The sequence below is a fragment of the Ruminiclostridium papyrosolvens C7 genome (assembly GCF_000421965.1).
GTDB lineage: Bacteria > Bacillota > Clostridia > Acetivibrionales > DSM-1351 > Ruminiclostridium > Ruminiclostridium papyrosolvens_A.
The window spans coordinates 18,062-36,804 of record NZ_ATAY01000025.1; the positions used below are offsets into that span (position 1 = coordinate 18,062).

Below are 18,743 nucleotides of genomic sequence, written 5' to 3' on the forward strand. Positions count from 1 at the left end.
TTTAATTTCGGTTGGTGTCTTCTTGGCCGGAAATATCCTGTTTGTATGAACTACAATAAACTATACCATAATCTTAATGGATATTGGTATAATTTTTGAATTATATGGAAATATTATCAGATTAAAAAGTTTTTAATTTGTTTGAAAAAGCAAATATTTGGTATTAATATAATAGTAATAGGTATATGCATGTAATAAAAATAATAGGGAGAGTAGATATGACAAATATAGATAGAGTGATTATGATAGTCCTTGACAGTGTAGGAATAGGTGAGCTTCCTGATGCCGGCGAATATGGTGATAAAGGAAGCAATACATTGGGAAATATCGTGAAGGTTTGCAATGGAATAAACCTTCCCAACCTCAGCCGGCTTGGAATGGGAAAGATAGATGGAGTAGACTATCTTTCTGTACCCGAACATGTTAAAGGTAGCTATGGACGAATGGCGGAGGTTTCAAAAGGAAAGGACACTATAACAGGACATTGGGAAATTGCAGGACTTCAGCTTGAATACCCGTTTCCCACATATCCTGACGGTTTTCCAAAAGAAGTGCTTGATGAGTTTGCAAAACTTACCGGAAGAGGTGTTCTTGGAAACTGCGCCGCATCGGGAACTGAAATAATCAAGGAGTATGGCGAGGAGCACATGAAAACGGGGAAACTCATAGTTTATACCTCTGCGGACAGTGTATTTCAGATAGCAGCCCATGAGGAAGTTGTTCCTCTGGAAGAATTGTACCGTATTTGCAGTATAGCAAGGGAGATGCTACAAGGGGAACATATGGTTGGACGTGTTATTGCCAGGCCGTTTATAGGCGAACTGGGCAACTTTACAAGAACACCTAACAGAAGGGATTTTTCCGCCGAGCCTACATCGGACACTGTTTTGGATATTCTGAATAAAAAGGGCCTGGATGTTATTGCGGTAGGAAAAATAGAAGACATATTTTCAAAAAAAGGAGTTACTTTAGCTGAACACACAAAAAACAACATTCACGGTATTGACGTTACATTAAAATTTATGGGTCAGAAGAATAAGGGCCTGATTTTCACAAATCTTGTAGATTTTGATATGGTATTCGGGCACAGAAATAATCCGGAAGGTTATAAACAGGCTTTAGAGGAATTTGACAACAGGCTGCCTGAAATTTTGTCTGCAATGAAAGATAACGATATGCTGATAATTACAGCGGATCACGGCTGCGACCCTACTACTCCAAGTACTGACCATTCAAGGGAACATGTACCTGTAATTATCTATGGCAAGGGTATACGAGAGGATATAAATCTTGGAACAAGAAAAACCTTTGCTGATATAGCCTGCACTATTGCAGAGGTATTTAATGCAGAGAACAGATTCCCGGGACAAAGCTTTTTAAGGGAGATTATCAAATATTAATATACTTTGACAAATATGGTATTTAATTGACAAATTCGCCAGAATAAGAAATTTGGACGATAATGTGTCTGATTTGTATTTGCTATTAAGCTTGTTTTATATTAATATATGCAATATAACTTGATAAGAGCTACAGATAAGGGAAGCAGGTTTAAACCCTGCACGGTCCCGCCGCTGTGTTGGAGGAGTTCTCCATATAATCCACTGGTACATTAACCGGGAAGGAATGGAGAGCGTTGATGCCTTAGTCAGAATACCTGTCTGTACGTTTACACTGTTAACTCTACGAGTGATAGGGGGTGTGTTTAATAAAAAAATTCCAGATGGAATTATGCCCTTTAAACACAAAAACGTTTAAAGGGCTTTGTGTTTAAAAGAGTAAAAAATACATAATGTTAGGAGCTACTTTAAAATGAAAAGGAATTTAAAAATCTTATCTTTAATACTCGCAGTGATTTTTATAACCGGAATCTTTGGAGCATGTACTAATAATACAAACCAGCAGGCTTCGGAGACCACTCAGGCAATTGATACGTCGGTGAAAAATACTACAACAGAAAAATTTCCTCTGACATTGGAGGATTCAAAGGGCACAAAGGTTACTCTTAAGGCTAAGCCTGAGAAAATAGTAAGTTTGCCTCTTGGAACCTGTGAAATGCTTATGTCACTGGTAGACAAAAGCAGAATTGCGGCTATGACTTATTATGCGGACGACGCCAAAGTTTCAAATATTGCTGATGAAGCTAAAGGAATAGGTAAGAGAATCGAGTCCAATGCGGAAAAAATAATTGCATTACAGCCTGATCTTGTTTTTATGGATAATCTGGCAGATGCAAATGTGGTTAAACAGCTCAGAGATGCAAATATAACCGTGTTTATGCTAAATACTCCCTCAAATATTGAACAGGTGAAAGATAACCTTAAACTGATAGGAAAAATAGTAGCAGAGGAAGCCAAAGCACAGGATTTAATTGATTGGATGGAGCAGAAGCTAAAGGCCGTATCCGATAGAATCGAGCTAATGACTGATGACCAAAAACAAACGGTACTAGATTACAGTGAAATGAGTACTACAAGCGGTAAGGGAACAAATTTTGATGACATTGTTAAAAGAGCAGGCCTTATAAACCCTGTGTCAAAGGATGGTCTTGAAGGATGGCCTGAGTTATCCAAGGAAATGATAATAAAGTATAACCCCCAGATTATTATTCTGCCGTCATGGTACTATGACACTAAGGTTAACTTTTATACTTTGAATGAGAAGATAAAGGGTGATAAGGCACTGGCTAATATAAAAGCAGTAAAGAATAATAAAATAATTTCAGTACCATATAACCATATCTCATCAGTATCACAATACTCTGTACTGGCAGTAGAGGATATTGCAAAGGTTGCCTATCCGGGACTGTTTAAATAAACCGGAGGAAACATGAAAAATAAAAAAAACAAAAAAAACCTGACAAATGTCGGGTTTATACCGGCAATGCTGGTTCTTCTGCTGATTGTAATGGTTGTGGGAACAGCAATAGGTGCTGTAAACGTACCTTTTTTCGATACCTTTAAAATAATTCTCAAAAATATTGGTATTTTAAAACATGCAACATTTGCTGAAGGACAGGAACCTATTATTTTTCTTGTAAGGTTCCCAAGAGTGCTAGTAGCTGCACTTGCAGGCACAGCCCTTGCCTCATCCGGGGCAGTTATGCAGGGAATGTTCAGAAATCCTATGGCAGACCCGGGATTGCTGGGAATATCCAGCGGTTCCGGCTTGGGAGCTGTTCTGGCTATAAAGTTGGGGTTAACTGCCGCAAGTATGTATTTTATGCCACTGTTTGCATTTACGGGAGCATTTATTGCGATATTTGTAATTTACCTGCTGTCCTACCAAAAAGGTAAAGTACCCGTACTTACACTGATGCTTTCGGGAATTGCGGTGAGTACTTTTATAGGGGCAATAACCAATATTATACTAACCCTGTCCTATGATTATCAGGTTAAGGAGTTTCTTTTCTGGTCCACGGGAGGCCTTGACGGCAGACGTTGGGAACACGTACAGCTGGTGATGGTTCCAATTATACTAAGTGTTATACTTATGTTTGTTTTTTCAAGGGACTTGAATGTTCTTATGTTGGGGGAAGAGGAAGCAAAGTCTGTAGGATTAAGTTCAGGTAAAATAAGGACAGTACTACTGGTGCTAGTTTCCATTGCTACAGCCAGTGCAGTTTGTGTCAGCGGAGCCATAAGTTTTGTTGGTCTGATTGTACCCCACATAATGAGAATTCTGGTTGGTCCCAATTATAAAAAGCTGCTGCCTGCCAGCAGTATTGGAGGGGCTATTTTCCTTGTGGCCTGTGATCTTGTATCACGTGTAGTAGCCATTCCATATGAGATTGGAGTAGGAATAATAACCGCATTGGTGGGAGCTCCTTATTTCCTTTACCTTTTACTAAGAAGCAAAAAGGAAGGAGGAACGGTAATCTGATATGGAGAACATTATTGAAATACAAAACCTTAATTATGAGATTAACAATAAAAAAATACTTGATAATATTTGCCTTAAGGTAAAAGAAGGAGAGCTGGTTGGTCTCATAGGCCCTAACGGTGCAGGTAAGACCACACTGCTTAAATGCCTGAATGGTATTTATAAGGCAGAAGGTACTGTAAAGGTTAACGGATTAATGATAAACCAGATGAGCAACAAAAGCCTTGCCGAAAAGGTAGCACTAATGCATCAGAATACTCAGATAGGTTTCCCGTTCCCTGCAAGAGAAGTAGTACTTATGGGAAGGTATCCTTATCTTAAAAGGATGCAAAGAGAGAGTAAAGAGGATTATAAGATTGCAAGAAAAAACATGGAGTATACAGATACTGAAAAGCTGGAAGATTGTGCAATAAACGAAATGTCAGGAGGCGAAAGGCAGAGAGTGCTTTTTGCCAAAACCTTGACTCAGGAAACAGATATCATACTTCTGGACGAGCCTACCGCAAGTCTGGATATTACATATCAGGAACAGATATTCAAATATTCAAGAGAACTGTCCGAACAAGGGAAAACCGTATTAGCTGCAATCCATGACCTGAAAATTGCAGCAAAATACTGTACAAGGCTTGTTCTTATGAATGATGGACAAATTGTAGCAGACGGAAGTCCTGAGGAGGTTCTTACGTCCCTGAACTTGTCACAGGTTTATGGTGTAAATGCACTGGTTTACAAAAACAGAATAACAGGTTTGTTGGATATTTACATACATAAGGTTAATGAAAAAAATAAATCCGTAAGGTTTCATGTAATAGGCGGAGGGGGAACAGCCGGAAGCGTATTAAGACAGCTTTACGAACAAGGATATTATATATCGGCGGGGGTTTTTTTTCAGGGCGACAGTGATATAGCATCAGCAGAGGTGTTCGGGATAGATTATCTTATGGAAAAGCCTTTCTCCAGTATTTCTGATGAACTTTTCAACGATAATCTTGCATATATAAAGAACTCTCATACAACAATACTCTGCAATATGCCCTTGGGATTGCAGAATATCAGGAATCTGGAGGCTGCGGAACAGGCGGAGAAGCTTGTTATAATAGAGGACGACCTTCCTGAGACCAGAGACTTTACAGGCGGCAAAGCTACAGGGATATACAACCGCCTTAAAAGAAAGGCGGTTGCTGTAATAAATTCCTCTAGACTGCATGAGGTGCTTTAGCGGGAACATATCTGATTTATATATCCTCAAAGGTCATACAGTCTACGTAGTAATCATTAAAATCCTTACTGTTGGAAAGCTCTGTATAATTAATAGATTTACTTATTTCCTGTGCCGCAGACAATAGGGACTTGTTGTTAAGAATATCTATGGCCCCCTGAGCTGCGGCATTTCCGACAGATACTATACGGCCTTCCAGTTCTCCCGGGATAAGGCCGATTTTCAATGCGCTGTCAATATTAATATAGCTTCCGAAACCCCCTGCCAAATACACCTTCTGAATATCTTCAAAACCAATTCCTGCATTTTTGACAAGTACTCTTATTCCTGCGGCTATAGCTGCTTTAGCATTCTGAATTTCACGGATGTCACGCTGGGTAAGAAGTATTTCATTGCCGGAAAGGGTTTCACGAGCTTTGCAAAGTAAAAATCCATTAACTCCATCCACAGAAACTATTCTTTCACAAAGAGGTTCCTGCTCAGGGGACTCCGGCCTCCATGACATATCAATTCTTCCGGTTTCATCAACTATCCCAACTTCAAGAAGCTCTGCAAGCAGGTCAACAACACCTGTACCGCATAAGCCCATTGGTTTTGTGTGCCCAATAGTGGTGAATGTGATTCCATGCTTTATGGAAACGCTGTTTATGGCACCGTTGACACTTCCCATACCGTTTTTTATATTTGCTCCTTCAAAAGCAGGACCTGCCGCTGCCGAACAGGCGTACATACCGATTTTGCCGCCAAGAACAATTTCCCCGTTGGTTCCTATATCAATAAGTAGTGAAGCAGAAGCCTGCTGATGCATACCCACAGCCAGTACTGCTCCCACGGTATCTGCACCCACATACGCCGATACTCCGGGCAGAATATATGCTATACCATTAGGGTTGATATCCACAGGTAATTCCCCGGCCTTTACCTTCACAGTGGAGGTGAAAGCCGGAACAAACGGTGCATAGGCAATGTTTGACGGATTTACTTTAAGGAGCAGATGAAGCATAGTGGTGTTTCCAGCAAAAGTTATTACGTAAACATCAACGGGGGAAATTCCTGCTTGTTTACATAAAATTGTAATACATACGTTTATTGATTGCAGAAGCAAGCTATTCAGCTGTTCCAATCCATGTTCATTTTCCATGGTATAGCTGATACGTGATATTACATCTGCACCGAATGCCTTTTGGGGATTCAGCAGGGAAGTGACGGAGACCTTTTTACCAGTAGTCAAGTCTACTAAGTAGGCTGCAATTGTAGTTGTTCCGATATCTACAGCCACTCCGTACAGGGTATTTGTAGTATTTCCTGATTCCACTGCGATTATATCCCATGGGCTTTTTACAAGGGTTACTTCAAAATTATTTTTTCTTATAACATCAGGGAGATTTCTTAAAAGTCCCAAATCATTTATCACAAGGGGATTATCATTATAGCTCCCATTCATTACTCTGATAAAATCAGAAACAGAATTATCGAGTGCCGGTTTTTCAAGAACGCTATAAACCTTTGTAACCAGTGGATTAAGTTCAGTATTTATCTGTACGCTTTCTGTAGCTATATTTGCAGGAAGGTCATTACTGTCTGTGGAAATTTCAATATCTGATTGAATATTGTACCGGCAAGCTAATCTGTAGCCGTTTTCCAGAGCTGTAAGCCCAAGGAGTTTTATTTCTTCGGCTTTAGCCGGACTGTTAGAACCTTGGATAAGCTTTACTCTGCATTTACCGCAAGTTCCATTCCCATTGCAGGGCGAATCAATACCAAAACCCTTTTCCCGGAGCAGTTCAAATAAATTTTTGCCGTTTTTTGCTGTATATACTTGTGTATTGCCGTTATTTCTGACCGTTACACTAAACATCCTGATTATCTCCTTCGACTGTTATTATGTCATTGTCATTGGATGCGGCAATTTTAGCACCCGGTGGAACTATGAGAACTTCATTCTCATTAAACCTGCCATTTAGCATGTTTTTCAAAAGATCGGGATTACCAGGTACTTCAAAGAAATCCCAATTTAGAAAGTCAGCAGCAGAACGTGCCGCCGACCTGTAAAATTCATTGTTTTTAAAGGAACTCCATGAAATAAAGCCGGCATTATTGTACTCTTTCATCCAGCTTTGTTCCATTTCCATAAGATATTCGGCATTTTCTTCGCCGTATTTCTGAATGTACTCCCTTTGGAGTGTCGTGTATTTAAGTTCTCCCGGCTGCCAGCCCCGCTCAATCCATCCTGTTGAGAACCAGTAAGTTCCGGGTTGCTGCCTGAATAAATCCATATATCTCTCCTTGGAGCCCAGAAGCAGAGTAATACAGTCATGGGCTTTAGGAACTACCATGGGCAGCCTTCTACTGCTTATCCCCGTAATTCCGTTACTGCAAAGTCCATAGCAGACAATTATATAATCGTAATCGGGACAGGTATCAAAGTAGTTATATGGAAAACCTTCATTGGCCCTGTCGATTTCATACTGAAGACGTTTATTCAACTTTTCAGGGGTATCGTGCAAACCCTGATGCACAAACGTTACATCGGTAAAATGCTCTGACTGACTGGCAAGGTAGGATATTTCTCTGTTTAGTACATCGCAGGCTATAATTTTTAGACGAAGCATTTAATTTCACCCTTTACACTCAAACATACGCTATGTAAGTAATGTTAAGCTTCCCCGGCTTTACATGCTTTAACAGCTTCCTCAGCAGCTGAAGCCGCATCCGCTGTATATATATCTGCTGAAATCTTATCGCAATAGCTCTGATTAACAGGAGCTCCGCCAATCATAATAGTCACCTTTTCTCTGATGCCGGCATTTTTAGCAGCATTAACTACGATTTCCATTTCAGGCATAGTAGTCGTAAGTAAAGTAGAGCAACATATTATCTGAGCATTTTCCTGAATTGCCATGTCGATAAATTTCTGTGCAGGTACATTTACGCCCAAATCAACAACTTCCAGACCCCTGCCTTCCAGCATCATCTTAACCAGATTCTTACCGATGTCGTGAAGATCACCAAATACTGTTCCTATTACAACTTTTCCCACAGCCTTTGCACCGCTTGAAATAAGAAGTGGTTTGATAATTTCTGTACCTGCATTCATAGCCCTTGCAGCTATCAGTACATCCGGAACATAAATTTCATCATTTTTAAATTTCTCACCTATAACAGCCATTCCATCCAACAAACCGCTATTTAAAATATTAACAGCTGATAAACCCTCGTCAACAGCTTTTTGAACCAATTCTTTAACAATTTTGGCTTTGCCTGACTGCAATGCCTGTGAAATTTCATTTAATATACTCAATTACACAACCTCACTTTACTATTCATTAGCCATTACTTAAATTATAAATACTATGTCATATATTATACAAAAAAAGTATAAATATTCAAATCATTATATTTTACAATGTTAATTAAAGTAAAAATTGGTTTTTGTGCAATATACCTTATCAAATAATGTTTGTTAATATATGGTAGAAAAGAAAATATCAAAAATACATTGACAATTAATTAACAAAGGGTTAAGTTGTTAAAAAAATAACAATGCCCAGAGTTATAAAAATATTATTATTGGTGTTTAGTAGTTAAACAACTTTGACTTCAAGAATATGGAGGGTGACTTATTATGACTAAGAAAAATTTGGTAGTAAATAGTGTAGACACTCTGTTGGAAAAACTGGCAGAGATAAGGAAGGCACAGCAAGAATATTCAACATTTACACAGGAACAGGTTGACAAGATATTTCTGGCTGCTTCACTTGCTGCTAATAAAAAGAGAATTCCTCTTGCTAAAATGGCTCAGGCTGAAACAGGAATGGGTGTTATAGAAGACAAGGTAATCAAGAACCATTATGCAGCAGAGTACATTTACAACGCATATAAGGATACACAAACCTGCGGTGTTATTGAACATGATGAAGCTTTTGGTATCACAAAGATAGCTGAACCTCTTGGGGTCGTGGCTGCGATAGTACCGACTACAAACCCAACTTCAACAGCAATTTTCAAGGCACTTATTTCTTTAAAAACCAGAAACGGAATTATATTCTCACCACATCCAAGAGCTAAGAAGTCCACTATTGAGGCTGCAAACATAATATTGGAAGCAGCTGTTGCAGCAGGTGCACCAAAGGGAATCATCGGATGGGTTGATGAGCCAACAATAGAGCTTTCCGAAAGAGTTATGAAGGAAGCTGATATAATACTTGCTACAGGCGGACCAGGTATGGTTAGGGCTGCATACTCATCAGGAAAACCGGCAATAGGCGTTGGACCCGGTAACGTACCTGCAATAATTGACGAAAGTGCCGACATAAAGACAGCTGTAAGTTCAATCATTGTTTCAAAGACATTTGACAACGGTATGATTTGTGCTTCCGAGCAGTCAGTAATCGTTTTAGATAAAATATACAATGAAGTTAAAAAAGAGTTTATTCTCAGGGGCGCTTACATGCTCAACAAGGAAGAAACTCAAAAGGTGAGAGAAGTTATATTGGTTAACGGTGCATTAAATGCAAAAATCGTTGGTCAGACAGCTCACACTATTGCAAAATTGGCAGGCTTTGAAGTTCCGGTTGAAGCAAAGGTATTGGTAGGAGAGGTTGAGTCAGTTGAATTGTCTGAAGCTTTCGCACATGAAAAGCTTTCACCTGTACTTGCAATGTACAAGGCAAAGAGCTTCGATGACGCTGTATTAAAGGCTGAAAGACTCATAGCAGACGGTGGATTCGGTCATACTGCTTCATTATATATTGATACTGTAAACAGCAAGGATAAACTTGATAAATTCACTGCGGCAATGAAGACTTGCAGAATAGTTATAAATACACCATCTGCACAGGGAGGAATCGGGGACCTTTACAACTTTAAACTTGCTCCGTCACTTACCCTTGGTTGCGGTTCATGGGGCGGCAACTCCGTTTCAGAAAATGTCGGAGTAAAGCATCTGATTAATATTAAGACTGTTGCCGAGAGGAGAGAGAATATGCTGTGGTTCAGAGCGCCTGAAAAAGTTTATTTCAAGAAAGGATGCCTTGGTGTTGCGCTAAGAGAACTCAAGACTGAGATGAATAAGCAAAGGGCATTCATAGTTACAGACTCATTCCTTTACAACAACGGATATACTAAAGCTGTTACAAATCTTTTGGATGATATGAATATCAAGCATCATACTTTCTTTGATGTAGCTCCGGATCCGACTCTTGCTTGTGCAAAGCTTGGTGCTGAAGCAATGAGAGATTTCAAGCCTGATGTTATTATAGCAATAGGCGGAGGTTCCGCAATGGACGCAGGTAAAATCATGTGGACAATGTACGAACATCCGGAAGTTGATTTCCAGGATCTCGCAATGAGATTTATGGATATCAGAAAAAGAGTATACACATTCCCTAAGATGGGCGAGAAGGCATACTTTGTTGCAATTCCGACATCAGCAGGAACAGGTTCGGAGGTTACACCGTTTGCAGTTATTACTGACGAACAGTCAGGTGTAAAGTATCCTCTTGCAGACTACGAACTTATGCCAAAGATGGCAATAGTTGATGCGGACCTTATGATGAACATGCCTAAGGGGCTTACATCAGCTTCCGGTATAGATGCTTTGACACATGCTCTTGAAGCATATGCTTCAATGCTTTCAACAGATTATACAAAGGGTCTTGCTTTGCAGGCAACAAAGAGCATTTTTGAATATTTACCTTCAGCATATGAGAATGGTGCAAAAGATCCTATAGCAAGGGAAAAGATGGCTGACGCATCAACAATGGCCGGTATGGCATTTGCAAACTCATTCCTGGGTGTTTGCCACTCAATGGCTCACAAGCTGGGAGCATTCCACCATCTGCCTCACGGTGTGGCAAATGCACTGTTGATTACTGAAGTAATGAAGTTCAACATAGCCGAAGCTCCTGCAAAGATGGGTGCATTCTCACAGTACAAGTATCCTGAAATACTCAAGAGATACGCTGAAGTAGCATCCTTTATAGGAATCACAGGTTCCAGCGATGAAGATAAATTTAAAAAGCTTATAGCTAAAATAGATGAGTTAAAAGTTAAAGTCGGATTGCCTAAGACTATCAAGGAGGCAGGCGTGAATGAAGAAAAATTCCTTGCTACCTTGGATGAAATGGTTGAACAGGCATTCGACGATCAGTGCACAGGTGCCAACCCAAGATACCCACTCTTGAGTGAAATCAAGGAAATGTACCTGAAAGTTTACTACGGCAAGTAAGATAAACATCCTTATAAATAATTTGGTTAAGCCGCATAATAAATGTCAATCTGCAGTTGGCATGATTATGCGGCTTATTTTTTGACAGTTCGTTTTTAAATAATAATGATGCTATAATCATTATTATTGGAGTATGAATTAAAGGGTATAAATATATTGGATATTCATACATGCGATATTTCATAAAGGAGGATTTCACCATATGAGTTTTAATTATTTTATTCCTACGAGAATACTTTTTGGTAAGGGGCAGCTCTCAAATCTTCACAGTCATTGCTTGCCAGGGAAAAAAGCATTGATTGTCACATCAGCCGGAACGTCTATGAAAAGGCACGGTTATCTTGGTAGACTGGAAGAGGAGCTTAAAAAGGCAAATGTAGAATTCATTCTATTTGATAAAATATTGTCAAACCCCATAAAACCTCATGTTATGGAGGGAGCAAAAATTGCAAGGGAAAATGGCTGCGACTTCGTTATTGGTCTTGGAGGAGGCAGCAGCATTGATTCTGCAAAATCTATTGCTGTTATGGCTTCAAATGAAGGTGACTATTGGGATTATGTAGGTGGGGGCTCCGGTAAGGGTATGCCTGTTACTGTTGATCCGCTGCCGGTGGTGGCTATTACGACTACTGCCGGTACGGGTACTGAAGCAGATCCGTGGACGGTTATAACCAATGACGAGACCAATGAAAAAATCGGCTATGGCTATGATAAAACTTTCCCTGTTTTGTCTATAGTTGACCCGGACCTGATGATGACGGTTCCTGCACATCTTACAGCTTACCAGGGGTTTGACGCACTGTTCCACAGCACAGAGGGCTATATAAATGTAGTTGCAAATGAAATGAGTGATATGTATGCCCTAAAGAGCATAGAGCTCATAGGAAAATATCTTTCAAAGGCAGTAAATGATGGTTCCAACGAAGAGGCACGTGAAAAGGTTGCTTTAGCAAATACACTTGCAGGAATGGTTGAGTCTACCTCAGGCTGTACTTCAGAACATTCTCTGGAACATGCCATGAGTGCATTGCACCCCGATTTACCCCATGGAGCCGGACTTATTATGGTAAGCAGGGAATACTATACGTTTTTTGCAAAATCAGGTTCATGTAGTCAGAGAATGATTGACATGGCTGTAGCCTTAGGCAAGAAAGATGCAAGGGAGCCTATGGATTTTGTGACAGCCTTGGTAGAGCTTCAAAGGGCTTGCGGAGTGGATGCTTTAAAAATGTCCGAATATGGAATTAAGCTTAGCGAAATGGAAGCTTTGGCAAAGAATGCAAGGCATACAATGGGAGGTTTATTTGCTTGCGATCCTGTGGAGCTATCCGATAAAGATGTTGTTGAAATCTATACTAAGTCTTATAAATAATTAGCAGACCTTTAATACAAAGGAGCCGCATAATAAATGTCAATCTGCAGTTGGCATGATTATGCGGCTTGTTTTTTCAACTTTGTTAAAAATTAAACTTGACCCTGAAATTTCAGTGTTATAAAGTATTCAATAAGACATTTTTAATTATTATATGGTTAATTTATTTAGTGGGGTGATATTATTTTTATAAAGAAAAAAATAAATTGGGAGAAGACTACTTTTTGGTTTGTATTTGCTACATTGGTCTTGTCAACGGTATTTTCAGTTGTAAATGTTATTACTGCACCTTCTAAGCCTTTTGTGGGACAAGCATTTGTCAAGCTTAGAAGCGACTATGTCCTTATGTTGATTCAGTGTATTATGGGTATGATTATTATGTTCCTTCCATCAATTATCGAAAGAAAATGGAAAATAAATATTCCCGGTTTTATGCACATAGTTTTTGTATTTTTTCTGTATGCAGCCATATATCTCGGTGAGGTGAGAAGTTTCTACTATAAGATACCCCATTGGGATACTGTTCTTCACACCTTCAGCGGTGCAATGATAGGAGCACTTGGATTTTCCGTAGTAAAGCTTTTAAATGATTCAGAAAAGGTACAGATTAACCTGAGTCCCTTATTTGTAGCTGTTTTTGCCTTTTCATTCGCCTTGGCAATAGGTGCATTGTGGGAGATATACGAGTTTGCTTTTGATAAGCTGCTGGGGCTTAACATGCAGAAATTTGCGCATGAGGACGGAAGTCTTATGATGGGAAGAGCGGCTTTGGCAGATACTATGAAGGATTTAATAGTTGATTCCTTAGGGGCCCTTGCAACCAGTATTACCGGATTTATTTCACTTAAATTTAAAAAAGGCTGGCTGGAAAAGTTCGAAGTAACCAGAAGCCGCAAGGTAAATATGTAGGCAAAAGGGGTTGTCCCAAAACAGAAAAACTTTCTGTTTTGGGACAACCCCTTTTTATGGCTATTATCTTATAGAAAGTATCCCGGGTACTTTTCCTTTAGAATATCTGCATGTTCTAGACCGTTATAATGATGCTTTTTGAGTAATGTATTACAGCCTACTTTATCTCCTTCTTCAATTTTGGTCATAATGTCAAAATGCTCTTGAAAAACCCTGTTCAGCATTTCAGGCTCATACATGGTCAAAAGCCTGAATCTGTTGTAGTGAATTCTTGTTGTACTAATAATATCCCAGATAGTTTCATGGTTTACCGCCTTGAATATAACCTTGTGAAAGTCATTGTCAAGTTCCAGAAATTCTTCTATATTGCCTTCATTTTCAACTAAATCCTTCTGCAATCGTATATTCTTTTTTATTTCAGCAGGTAAATCCTTCATTCCGTTGTCGATTATTTCACCTGCAATCTGGCCTTCAAGAAGGTTTCTCATATAAACACTTTCCTTTACATAGGAAAGGTCTACAAGGGACACAAATGTGCCCTTCTGGGGATATATATCAATGAGCTTTTCGTAGGAAAGCCGTATAAAAACTTCTCTTACGGGTGTCCTACTGACATTTAGCAGTTCGGATATTTCTGTCTCGCTTATCATTTGACCGGGTTTATATTCAAGATTAAGTATTTTATTTTTAACTTCCATATAAATTACTTCTTTTAGCGGAAGTACATTTCTTTGATATCTATTCATGGTACTCTCCTATGCACACGAAAACTTTTAATGAACTCTTGTTCAATTTTAGCACAGTAAGCAACACATTTACAATTTACAGCTGTACGCTTTTACCTGAACTAAAGAGTAATTGGGTATTAAATTTAGTGGATTGACACTCAACTTGTATACTAGTATATTAATATATAAGATGAAGTTATTCAATATTTTTGATGAGGTAAAATTATGGATAAGAATGAAGTGCTGAAAAAGATTTGCGATTGCGGTGTTGTGGCTGTTGTCAGGGCTGATAGCTCTGAACAGGCTATGAAAATAGCCGACTCCTGCGTAGAGGCAGGAATCAGTGCCATCGAAATAACCTTTACGGTACATGGTGCACTGGACGTAATTAAGGAGTTGGCAAAGTCCAATAAGGACAATAAGATTCTCATCGGAGCAGGTACTATTCTTGACCCTGAGACAGCCAGAGCAGCTATTCTTGCAGGAGCTCAGTTTATTGTAAGCCCTTGCCTGAACAAAGAGGTTGTTAAGGTTTGCAACAGATATCAGGTTGCTTGTATGCCCGGAGCCATGACTGTCAAAGAGGCTGTTGAGTGTATGGAAGCAGGTGCTGACATTGTAAAGGTTTTCCCGGGAGAACTTTTTGGCCCCGCTATTATCAAAGCATTCAGAGGCCCATTGCCTCAGATTAAACTTATGCCTACCGGAGGAGTAAACCTGGAAAACACAGCAGAATGGATAAAAGCCGGAAGTGTTGCAGTAGGAGTCGGCGGAAATTTGACTGCCGGAGCAAAAAAAGGAGACTATGAGTCAATCGTTACTATAGGTAAACAGTTTATTGAAAGGGTAAGGCAGGCTAGGGCCTGATAGTGACTCTACACAGCAAATAAGGAGGCCGTTATGTCTATTCTGAATTTAAAACCTGAAGGAAGTTATACATATGATTGTATTTCTCTGGGTGAAGTAATGCTAAGACTTGATCCGGGAGATGGAAGGATAAGAAACAGCAGAGAATTCAAAGCGTGGGAAGGCGGAGGAGAATACAATGTATCCCGTGGGCTTTGCAAGTGCTTTGAAATGAAATGTGCTGTTGTTACTGCTTTTGCTGATAATGATATCGGCAAGCTCATTGAAGATATGATTCTACAGGGCGGAGTTGATACCTCACTGATTAAATGGATACCTTTTGACGGTATCGGCAGGGCTGTAAGAAATGGATTGAATTTTACAGAGAGAGGTTTCGGAATCAGGGCTGCTCTTGGTGTTTCAGACAGGGCAAATACTGCGGCATCGCAGTTGAAGGCCGGGGACATTGACTGGGAATATATATTCGGTAAACTGGGAGCAAGATGGTTCCACACAGGCGGAATTTTTGCAGCATTGTCTGTGACTACACCTGAGGTAGTTATTGAGGCTGTTAAAACTGCAAAGAAGTATAACACTATTGTCTCCTATGACTTAAACTACAGACCTTCTCTCTGGAACTACATTGGAGGAAATAAGAAGGCACAGGAAGTAAACAAGGAAATTGCAAAGTATATAGATGTTATGATTGGAAATGAAGAAGACTTTACTCAATGTCTGGGTTTTGAGGTTGAAGGCAATGACAAAAACCTCAAAGAACTTGATATAGAAGGCTACAAGAAGATGATAGACAGGGTTGTCAAGGAATATCCGAATTTGAAAGTAGTTGCTACAACATTAAGAGGAGTTAAAACTGCTACTGTTAATGACTGGCGTGCAATATGCTGGGCGGACGGCACAATTTACAAGTCCGTCGAATTCCCGGGCCTTGAGATTTATGACAGGGTAGGCGGAGGAGACAGCTTTGCATCAGGCTTGGTTTATGGGCTGATGACAAGCGGAGATGCTCAAAAGGCTGTAAACTATGGTATTGCCCATGGGGCACTTGCAATGACTACCCCCGGTGATACCTCCATGGCAAACCTAAAGGAAGTTGAGAGTGTTATGAAAGGTCAGAGTGCAAGAGTAGTAAGATGATTGAATTATGTTTTACGGTATAGTATATTGGTAATTGAATACACTTTTACTATGGGTTTAGAACAATATTAAACCATAAGGAGGAATTTTGCATGGCTGAAACAAATAGTATTTTAGCATGGACTCTGGTATCGGAATGTCCTATCCCTGAGGACGTTAACGATCTGATGGTTGATGGAGAGGTGGCGGTAGCTGCGTATAAAACATTCCGTGATACCGCGGTTTTCACCAATAAGAGGCTTATTGTAAGGGATGCACAGGGACTTACCGGTAAAAAGGTTGAGGTATACTCTTTACCGTATTCATCTATTAATATGTGGTCAACAGAAAATGCAGGCAGATTTCTTGATTTTAATGCTGAAGTTGAGTTGTGGACTCGGGCAGGTCATATTAAAATAAATCTGCAAAAAGGTGTTGATATAAGGAAGTTTGACATGCTTATAGCAAATGCTCTGCTTAAATAGCTTTTAGCAAAAATAAATGGGTTGTCGCAAATAATTTTTAACTCTTTAACCTGTACTCAGGAGTATAAATTGTATCAATTGAAGCTTGGTTAAAGATATTTGCAGATGTTTATAGGCGAAGTTGGATATTTTACCGGAAAACCTATACGATATAGGTTTTAGCGACACAATGAATCATGGACGATGAATGTGAGCGACGGTAAAATATCCTAAGCTGAGCCGCTAGAAACTCTTGCAAATATCTTGGAAGCAATCATTGATATAATTTTATACGGGAGTATCAGTGTTAAAACAGAAAAACTTTCTGTTATTCTTTATAATCCCCTCTGTCTACAACAAGTTCATATCCGATTTTCTGCATTCGGTTTTGAAGGCAGAACCTACATTCTGCAGCTTCTTCTCCGGTGCATATCTTGTTGTCATACAATGCATACTTCTTTCTGACTGAAACAGGTGAAAGGTTTGGCATTACAACGTTTGCTCCTGCCAGAATACCCATTTCACGTCCCTTGGAATCAATAGTTCCCAACGCAGTTGTTGCAGGGATAAGGGCTTTGGGGTTCATAAGCCTTAATATTCCTATAAGTAAAAGAGTCAGTTCAAGACTGCCTTGTTTTTCATTGAGAAACCGTGTATCCTTATGTGGTATGAAAGGCCCTATCCCAATCATATGAGGCTTAAATCCCTTTATAAACAGTAAGTCTTCTACTATGTTTTCCATGGTCTGGAATGGAGAGCCTACCATAAATCCTGTTCCTACCTGAAACCCGATTTCTTTTAGATTATACAGACATTGCTTTCTGTCAGCCAATGAAAGTTCTGTGGGATGGAGCTTGTTGTAATGCTCGTCCGTCGCCGTCTCATGACGTAGCAGATAGCGGTCGGCTCCGGCCTCAAAAAATCTTTTGTAGGATTCATAACTGTGTTCACCTATTGAAAGGGTTATAGCACAGTCGGGGTAAGCTGACTTCATATTTTTTATTATTTCAACAACTTTGTCTTCTGAATAATACCCATCCTCACCGCCCTGTAAAACAAAGGTTCTGAAACCAAGTTCGTACCCTGTTTCACAGCATGAGAGGATTTCTTCCATACTTAATCTGTATCTGTCTGCATTTTTGTTGCTCCTGCTGATACCGCAGTAATAGCAATCGTTTTTACAGAAATTAGTAAACTCTATTAAACCTCTTGTATAAATGGAGTTACCAAAATGACTTTTTGAAACAGAACGTGCTTTTTCAAACAGATACTCGCTTATATCTGCGTTGAAATTGTTTAGTATTAGAAGCAGTTCACTTCTTTCAAGCCCTTGTGTTTCATATAGTTTATCGATTAATTCCTTCATTGAAAGGCCTCCTGATTTATTTTAACAACGATACAATATATATACCACCAATGGAGTTATTTAAAATATGTTTCCACAGTATTTACTATAGTTTCAACGTCGGCCAATGCACCCTTTCCAAGGTCTCCGCAGGCCAGAACAGCCTCTTTGGGATCAATAAACCTGTAACCCAGTTCCGAAAGAGTTCTGATATTCCGCTGAACAATTGGATTGTTGTACATGTTGGTATTCATAGCAGGGCAAATGTAGACCGGAACCTTGTTCATTGCCATTACTACTGTTGTCAGCATGTCATCGGCGATACCCGATGCAATTTTGCCTATCAAATTCGCACTGGCAGGAGCAATCAGGCACAAGTCCGCTTTCTTTGCAAGAGATATGTGCTTTATTTCTTTAGGTGTAATCTCCTCAAACATGTTCCAGTAAACCTTGTTTTTGGTCAGGGATTGAAAGGTCAGGGGAGTAATAAATTCCATTGCGCTCTTTGTCATAATAACGTCAACGTTGTAACCACGCTTGGTCAATATATTTGCTATGTCGGCCCCTTTGTACGCTGCGATACTTCCTGTTACTCCAAGAATAATATTTTTCATT

Annotated in this window: 16 protein-coding genes and 1 riboswitch; of the genes, 10 read left to right on the forward strand and 6 right to left on the reverse strand. The window is 39.6% G+C overall.

Going from position 1 to position 18,743, the window contains the following annotated elements; genetic code table 11:
* Positions 1–218 precede the first annotated feature (218 nt).
* From L323_RS28825 to L323_RS28840, 4 genes are all read left to right on the forward strand, one after another.
* The gene (locus L323_RS28825; RefSeq protein ID WP_020815115.1) at positions 219–1,400 is read left to right on the forward strand and encodes a phosphopentomutase; all 1,182 of its coding nucleotides are present in this window, start codon (positions 219–221) and stop codon (positions 1,398–1,400) included.
* A gap of 96 nt (positions 1,401–1,496) precedes the next feature.
* Positions 1,497–1,678, forward strand: a riboswitch (cobalamin riboswitch).
* A 134-nt stretch (positions 1,679–1,812) separates the two neighbouring features.
* Positions 1,813–2,817: an ABC transporter substrate-binding protein gene (locus L323_RS28830; RefSeq protein WP_020815116.1), complete on the forward strand. Its 1,005-nt coding sequence runs from the start codon at positions 1,813–1,815 to the stop codon at positions 2,815–2,817.
* A gap of 12 nt (positions 2,818–2,829) precedes the next feature.
* On the forward strand, positions 2,830–3,882 hold the full coding sequence (locus L323_RS28835; RefSeq protein ID WP_020815117.1) for a FecCD family ABC transporter permease: 1,053 nt from the start codon (positions 2,830–2,832) through the stop codon (positions 3,880–3,882).
* A gap of 1 nt (position 3,883) precedes the next feature.
* Positions 3,884–5,101, forward strand: a complete 1,218-nt coding sequence (locus L323_RS28840) for an ABC transporter ATP-binding protein (protein WP_020815118.1) — start codon at positions 3,884–3,886, stop codon at positions 5,099–5,101.
* Positions 5,102–5,117: 16 nt separating this feature from the next.
* On the opposite strand, the gene L323_RS28845 is transcribed toward L323_RS28840, so the two are convergent.
* The 3 genes from L323_RS28845 to L323_RS28855 are packed head-to-tail and all read right to left on the reverse strand — an operon-like array spanning position 5,118 to position 8,402.
* The gene (locus tag L323_RS28845) at positions 5,118–6,959 is read right to left on the reverse strand and encodes an ASKHA domain-containing protein (RefSeq protein ID WP_020815119.1); all 1,842 of its coding nucleotides are present in this window, start codon (positions 6,957–6,959) and stop codon (positions 5,118–5,120) included.
* Entirely contained in the window at positions 6,952–7,713 is a 762-nt protein-coding gene (locus tag L323_RS28850) for a DUF1638 domain-containing protein (protein WP_020815120.1), read from the reverse strand. The genes L323_RS28845 and L323_RS28850 overlap by 8 nt, the downstream gene beginning before the upstream one ends.
* Before the next feature lie 44 nt (positions 7,714–7,757).
* Entirely contained in the window at positions 7,758–8,402 is a 645-nt protein-coding gene (locus L323_RS28855; protein WP_020815121.1) for a corrinoid protein, read from the reverse strand.
* A 324-nt stretch (positions 8,403–8,726) separates the two neighbouring features.
* Here L323_RS28855 and adhE point away from each other — a divergent pair, with 324 nt between their 5' ends.
* The 3 genes from adhE to L323_RS28870 all read left to right on the forward strand — a co-directional run bounded on the left by adhE (position 8,727) and on the right by L323_RS28870 (position 13,611).
* Complete coding sequence (adhE, locus tag L323_RS28860; protein WP_020815122.1) at positions 8,727–11,330, forward strand: bifunctional acetaldehyde-CoA/alcohol dehydrogenase; 2,604 nt, start codon at positions 8,727–8,729, stop codon at positions 11,328–11,330.
* Positions 11,331–11,532: 202 nt separating this feature from the next.
* Entirely contained in the window at positions 11,533–12,702 is a 1,170-nt protein-coding gene (locus L323_RS28865; protein ID WP_020815123.1) for an iron-containing alcohol dehydrogenase, read from the forward strand.
* Between the two features lie 183 nt (positions 12,703–12,885).
* Positions 12,886–13,611 (forward strand): hypothetical protein, encoded by a 726-nt coding sequence (locus L323_RS28870; RefSeq protein ID WP_031341945.1) that lies wholly within the window; start codon positions 12,886–12,888, stop codon positions 13,609–13,611.
* Between the two features lie 68 nt (positions 13,612–13,679).
* On the opposite strand, the gene L323_RS28875 is transcribed toward L323_RS28870, so the two are convergent.
* Positions 13,680–14,357, reverse strand: a complete 678-nt coding sequence (locus tag L323_RS28875; protein ID WP_020815125.1) for a GntR family transcriptional regulator — start codon at positions 14,355–14,357, stop codon at positions 13,680–13,682.
* A gap of 207 nt (positions 14,358–14,564) precedes the next feature.
* On the opposite strand from L323_RS28875, the gene L323_RS28880 reads away from it, so the two are divergent.
* From L323_RS28880 to L323_RS28890, 3 genes are all read left to right on the forward strand, one after another.
* The gene (locus L323_RS28880) at positions 14,565–15,206 is read left to right on the forward strand and encodes a bifunctional 2-keto-4-hydroxyglutarate aldolase/2-keto-3-deoxy-6-phosphogluconate aldolase (protein WP_020815126.1); all 642 of its coding nucleotides are present in this window, start codon (positions 14,565–14,567) and stop codon (positions 15,204–15,206) included.
* A gap of 33 nt (positions 15,207–15,239) precedes the next feature.
* Complete coding sequence (locus L323_RS28885; protein ID WP_020815127.1) at positions 15,240–16,340, forward strand: sugar kinase; 1,101 nt, start codon at positions 15,240–15,242, stop codon at positions 16,338–16,340.
* Between the two features lie 92 nt (positions 16,341–16,432).
* Positions 16,433–16,804: a PH domain-containing protein gene (locus tag L323_RS28890; protein WP_020815128.1), complete on the forward strand. Its 372-nt coding sequence runs from the start codon at positions 16,433–16,435 to the stop codon at positions 16,802–16,804.
* Between the two features lie 307 nt (positions 16,805–17,111).
* Here the strand turns inward: L323_RS28890 and hydE are convergent, their stop codons facing one another.
* A complete protein-coding gene (gene hydE, locus L323_RS28895; RefSeq protein ID WP_020815129.1) occupies positions 17,112–18,149 on the reverse strand; it encodes a [FeFe] hydrogenase H-cluster radical SAM maturase HydE in 1,038 nt (345 codons plus the stop codon).
* A 56-nt stretch (positions 18,150–18,205) separates the two neighbouring features.
* On the reverse strand, positions 18,206–18,742 hold the full coding sequence (gene coaBC / locus L323_RS28900; protein ID WP_020815130.1) for a bifunctional phosphopantothenoylcysteine decarboxylase/phosphopantothenate--cysteine ligase CoaBC: 537 nt from the start codon (positions 18,740–18,742) through the stop codon (positions 18,206–18,208).
* Position 18,743 lies beyond the last annotated feature (1 nt).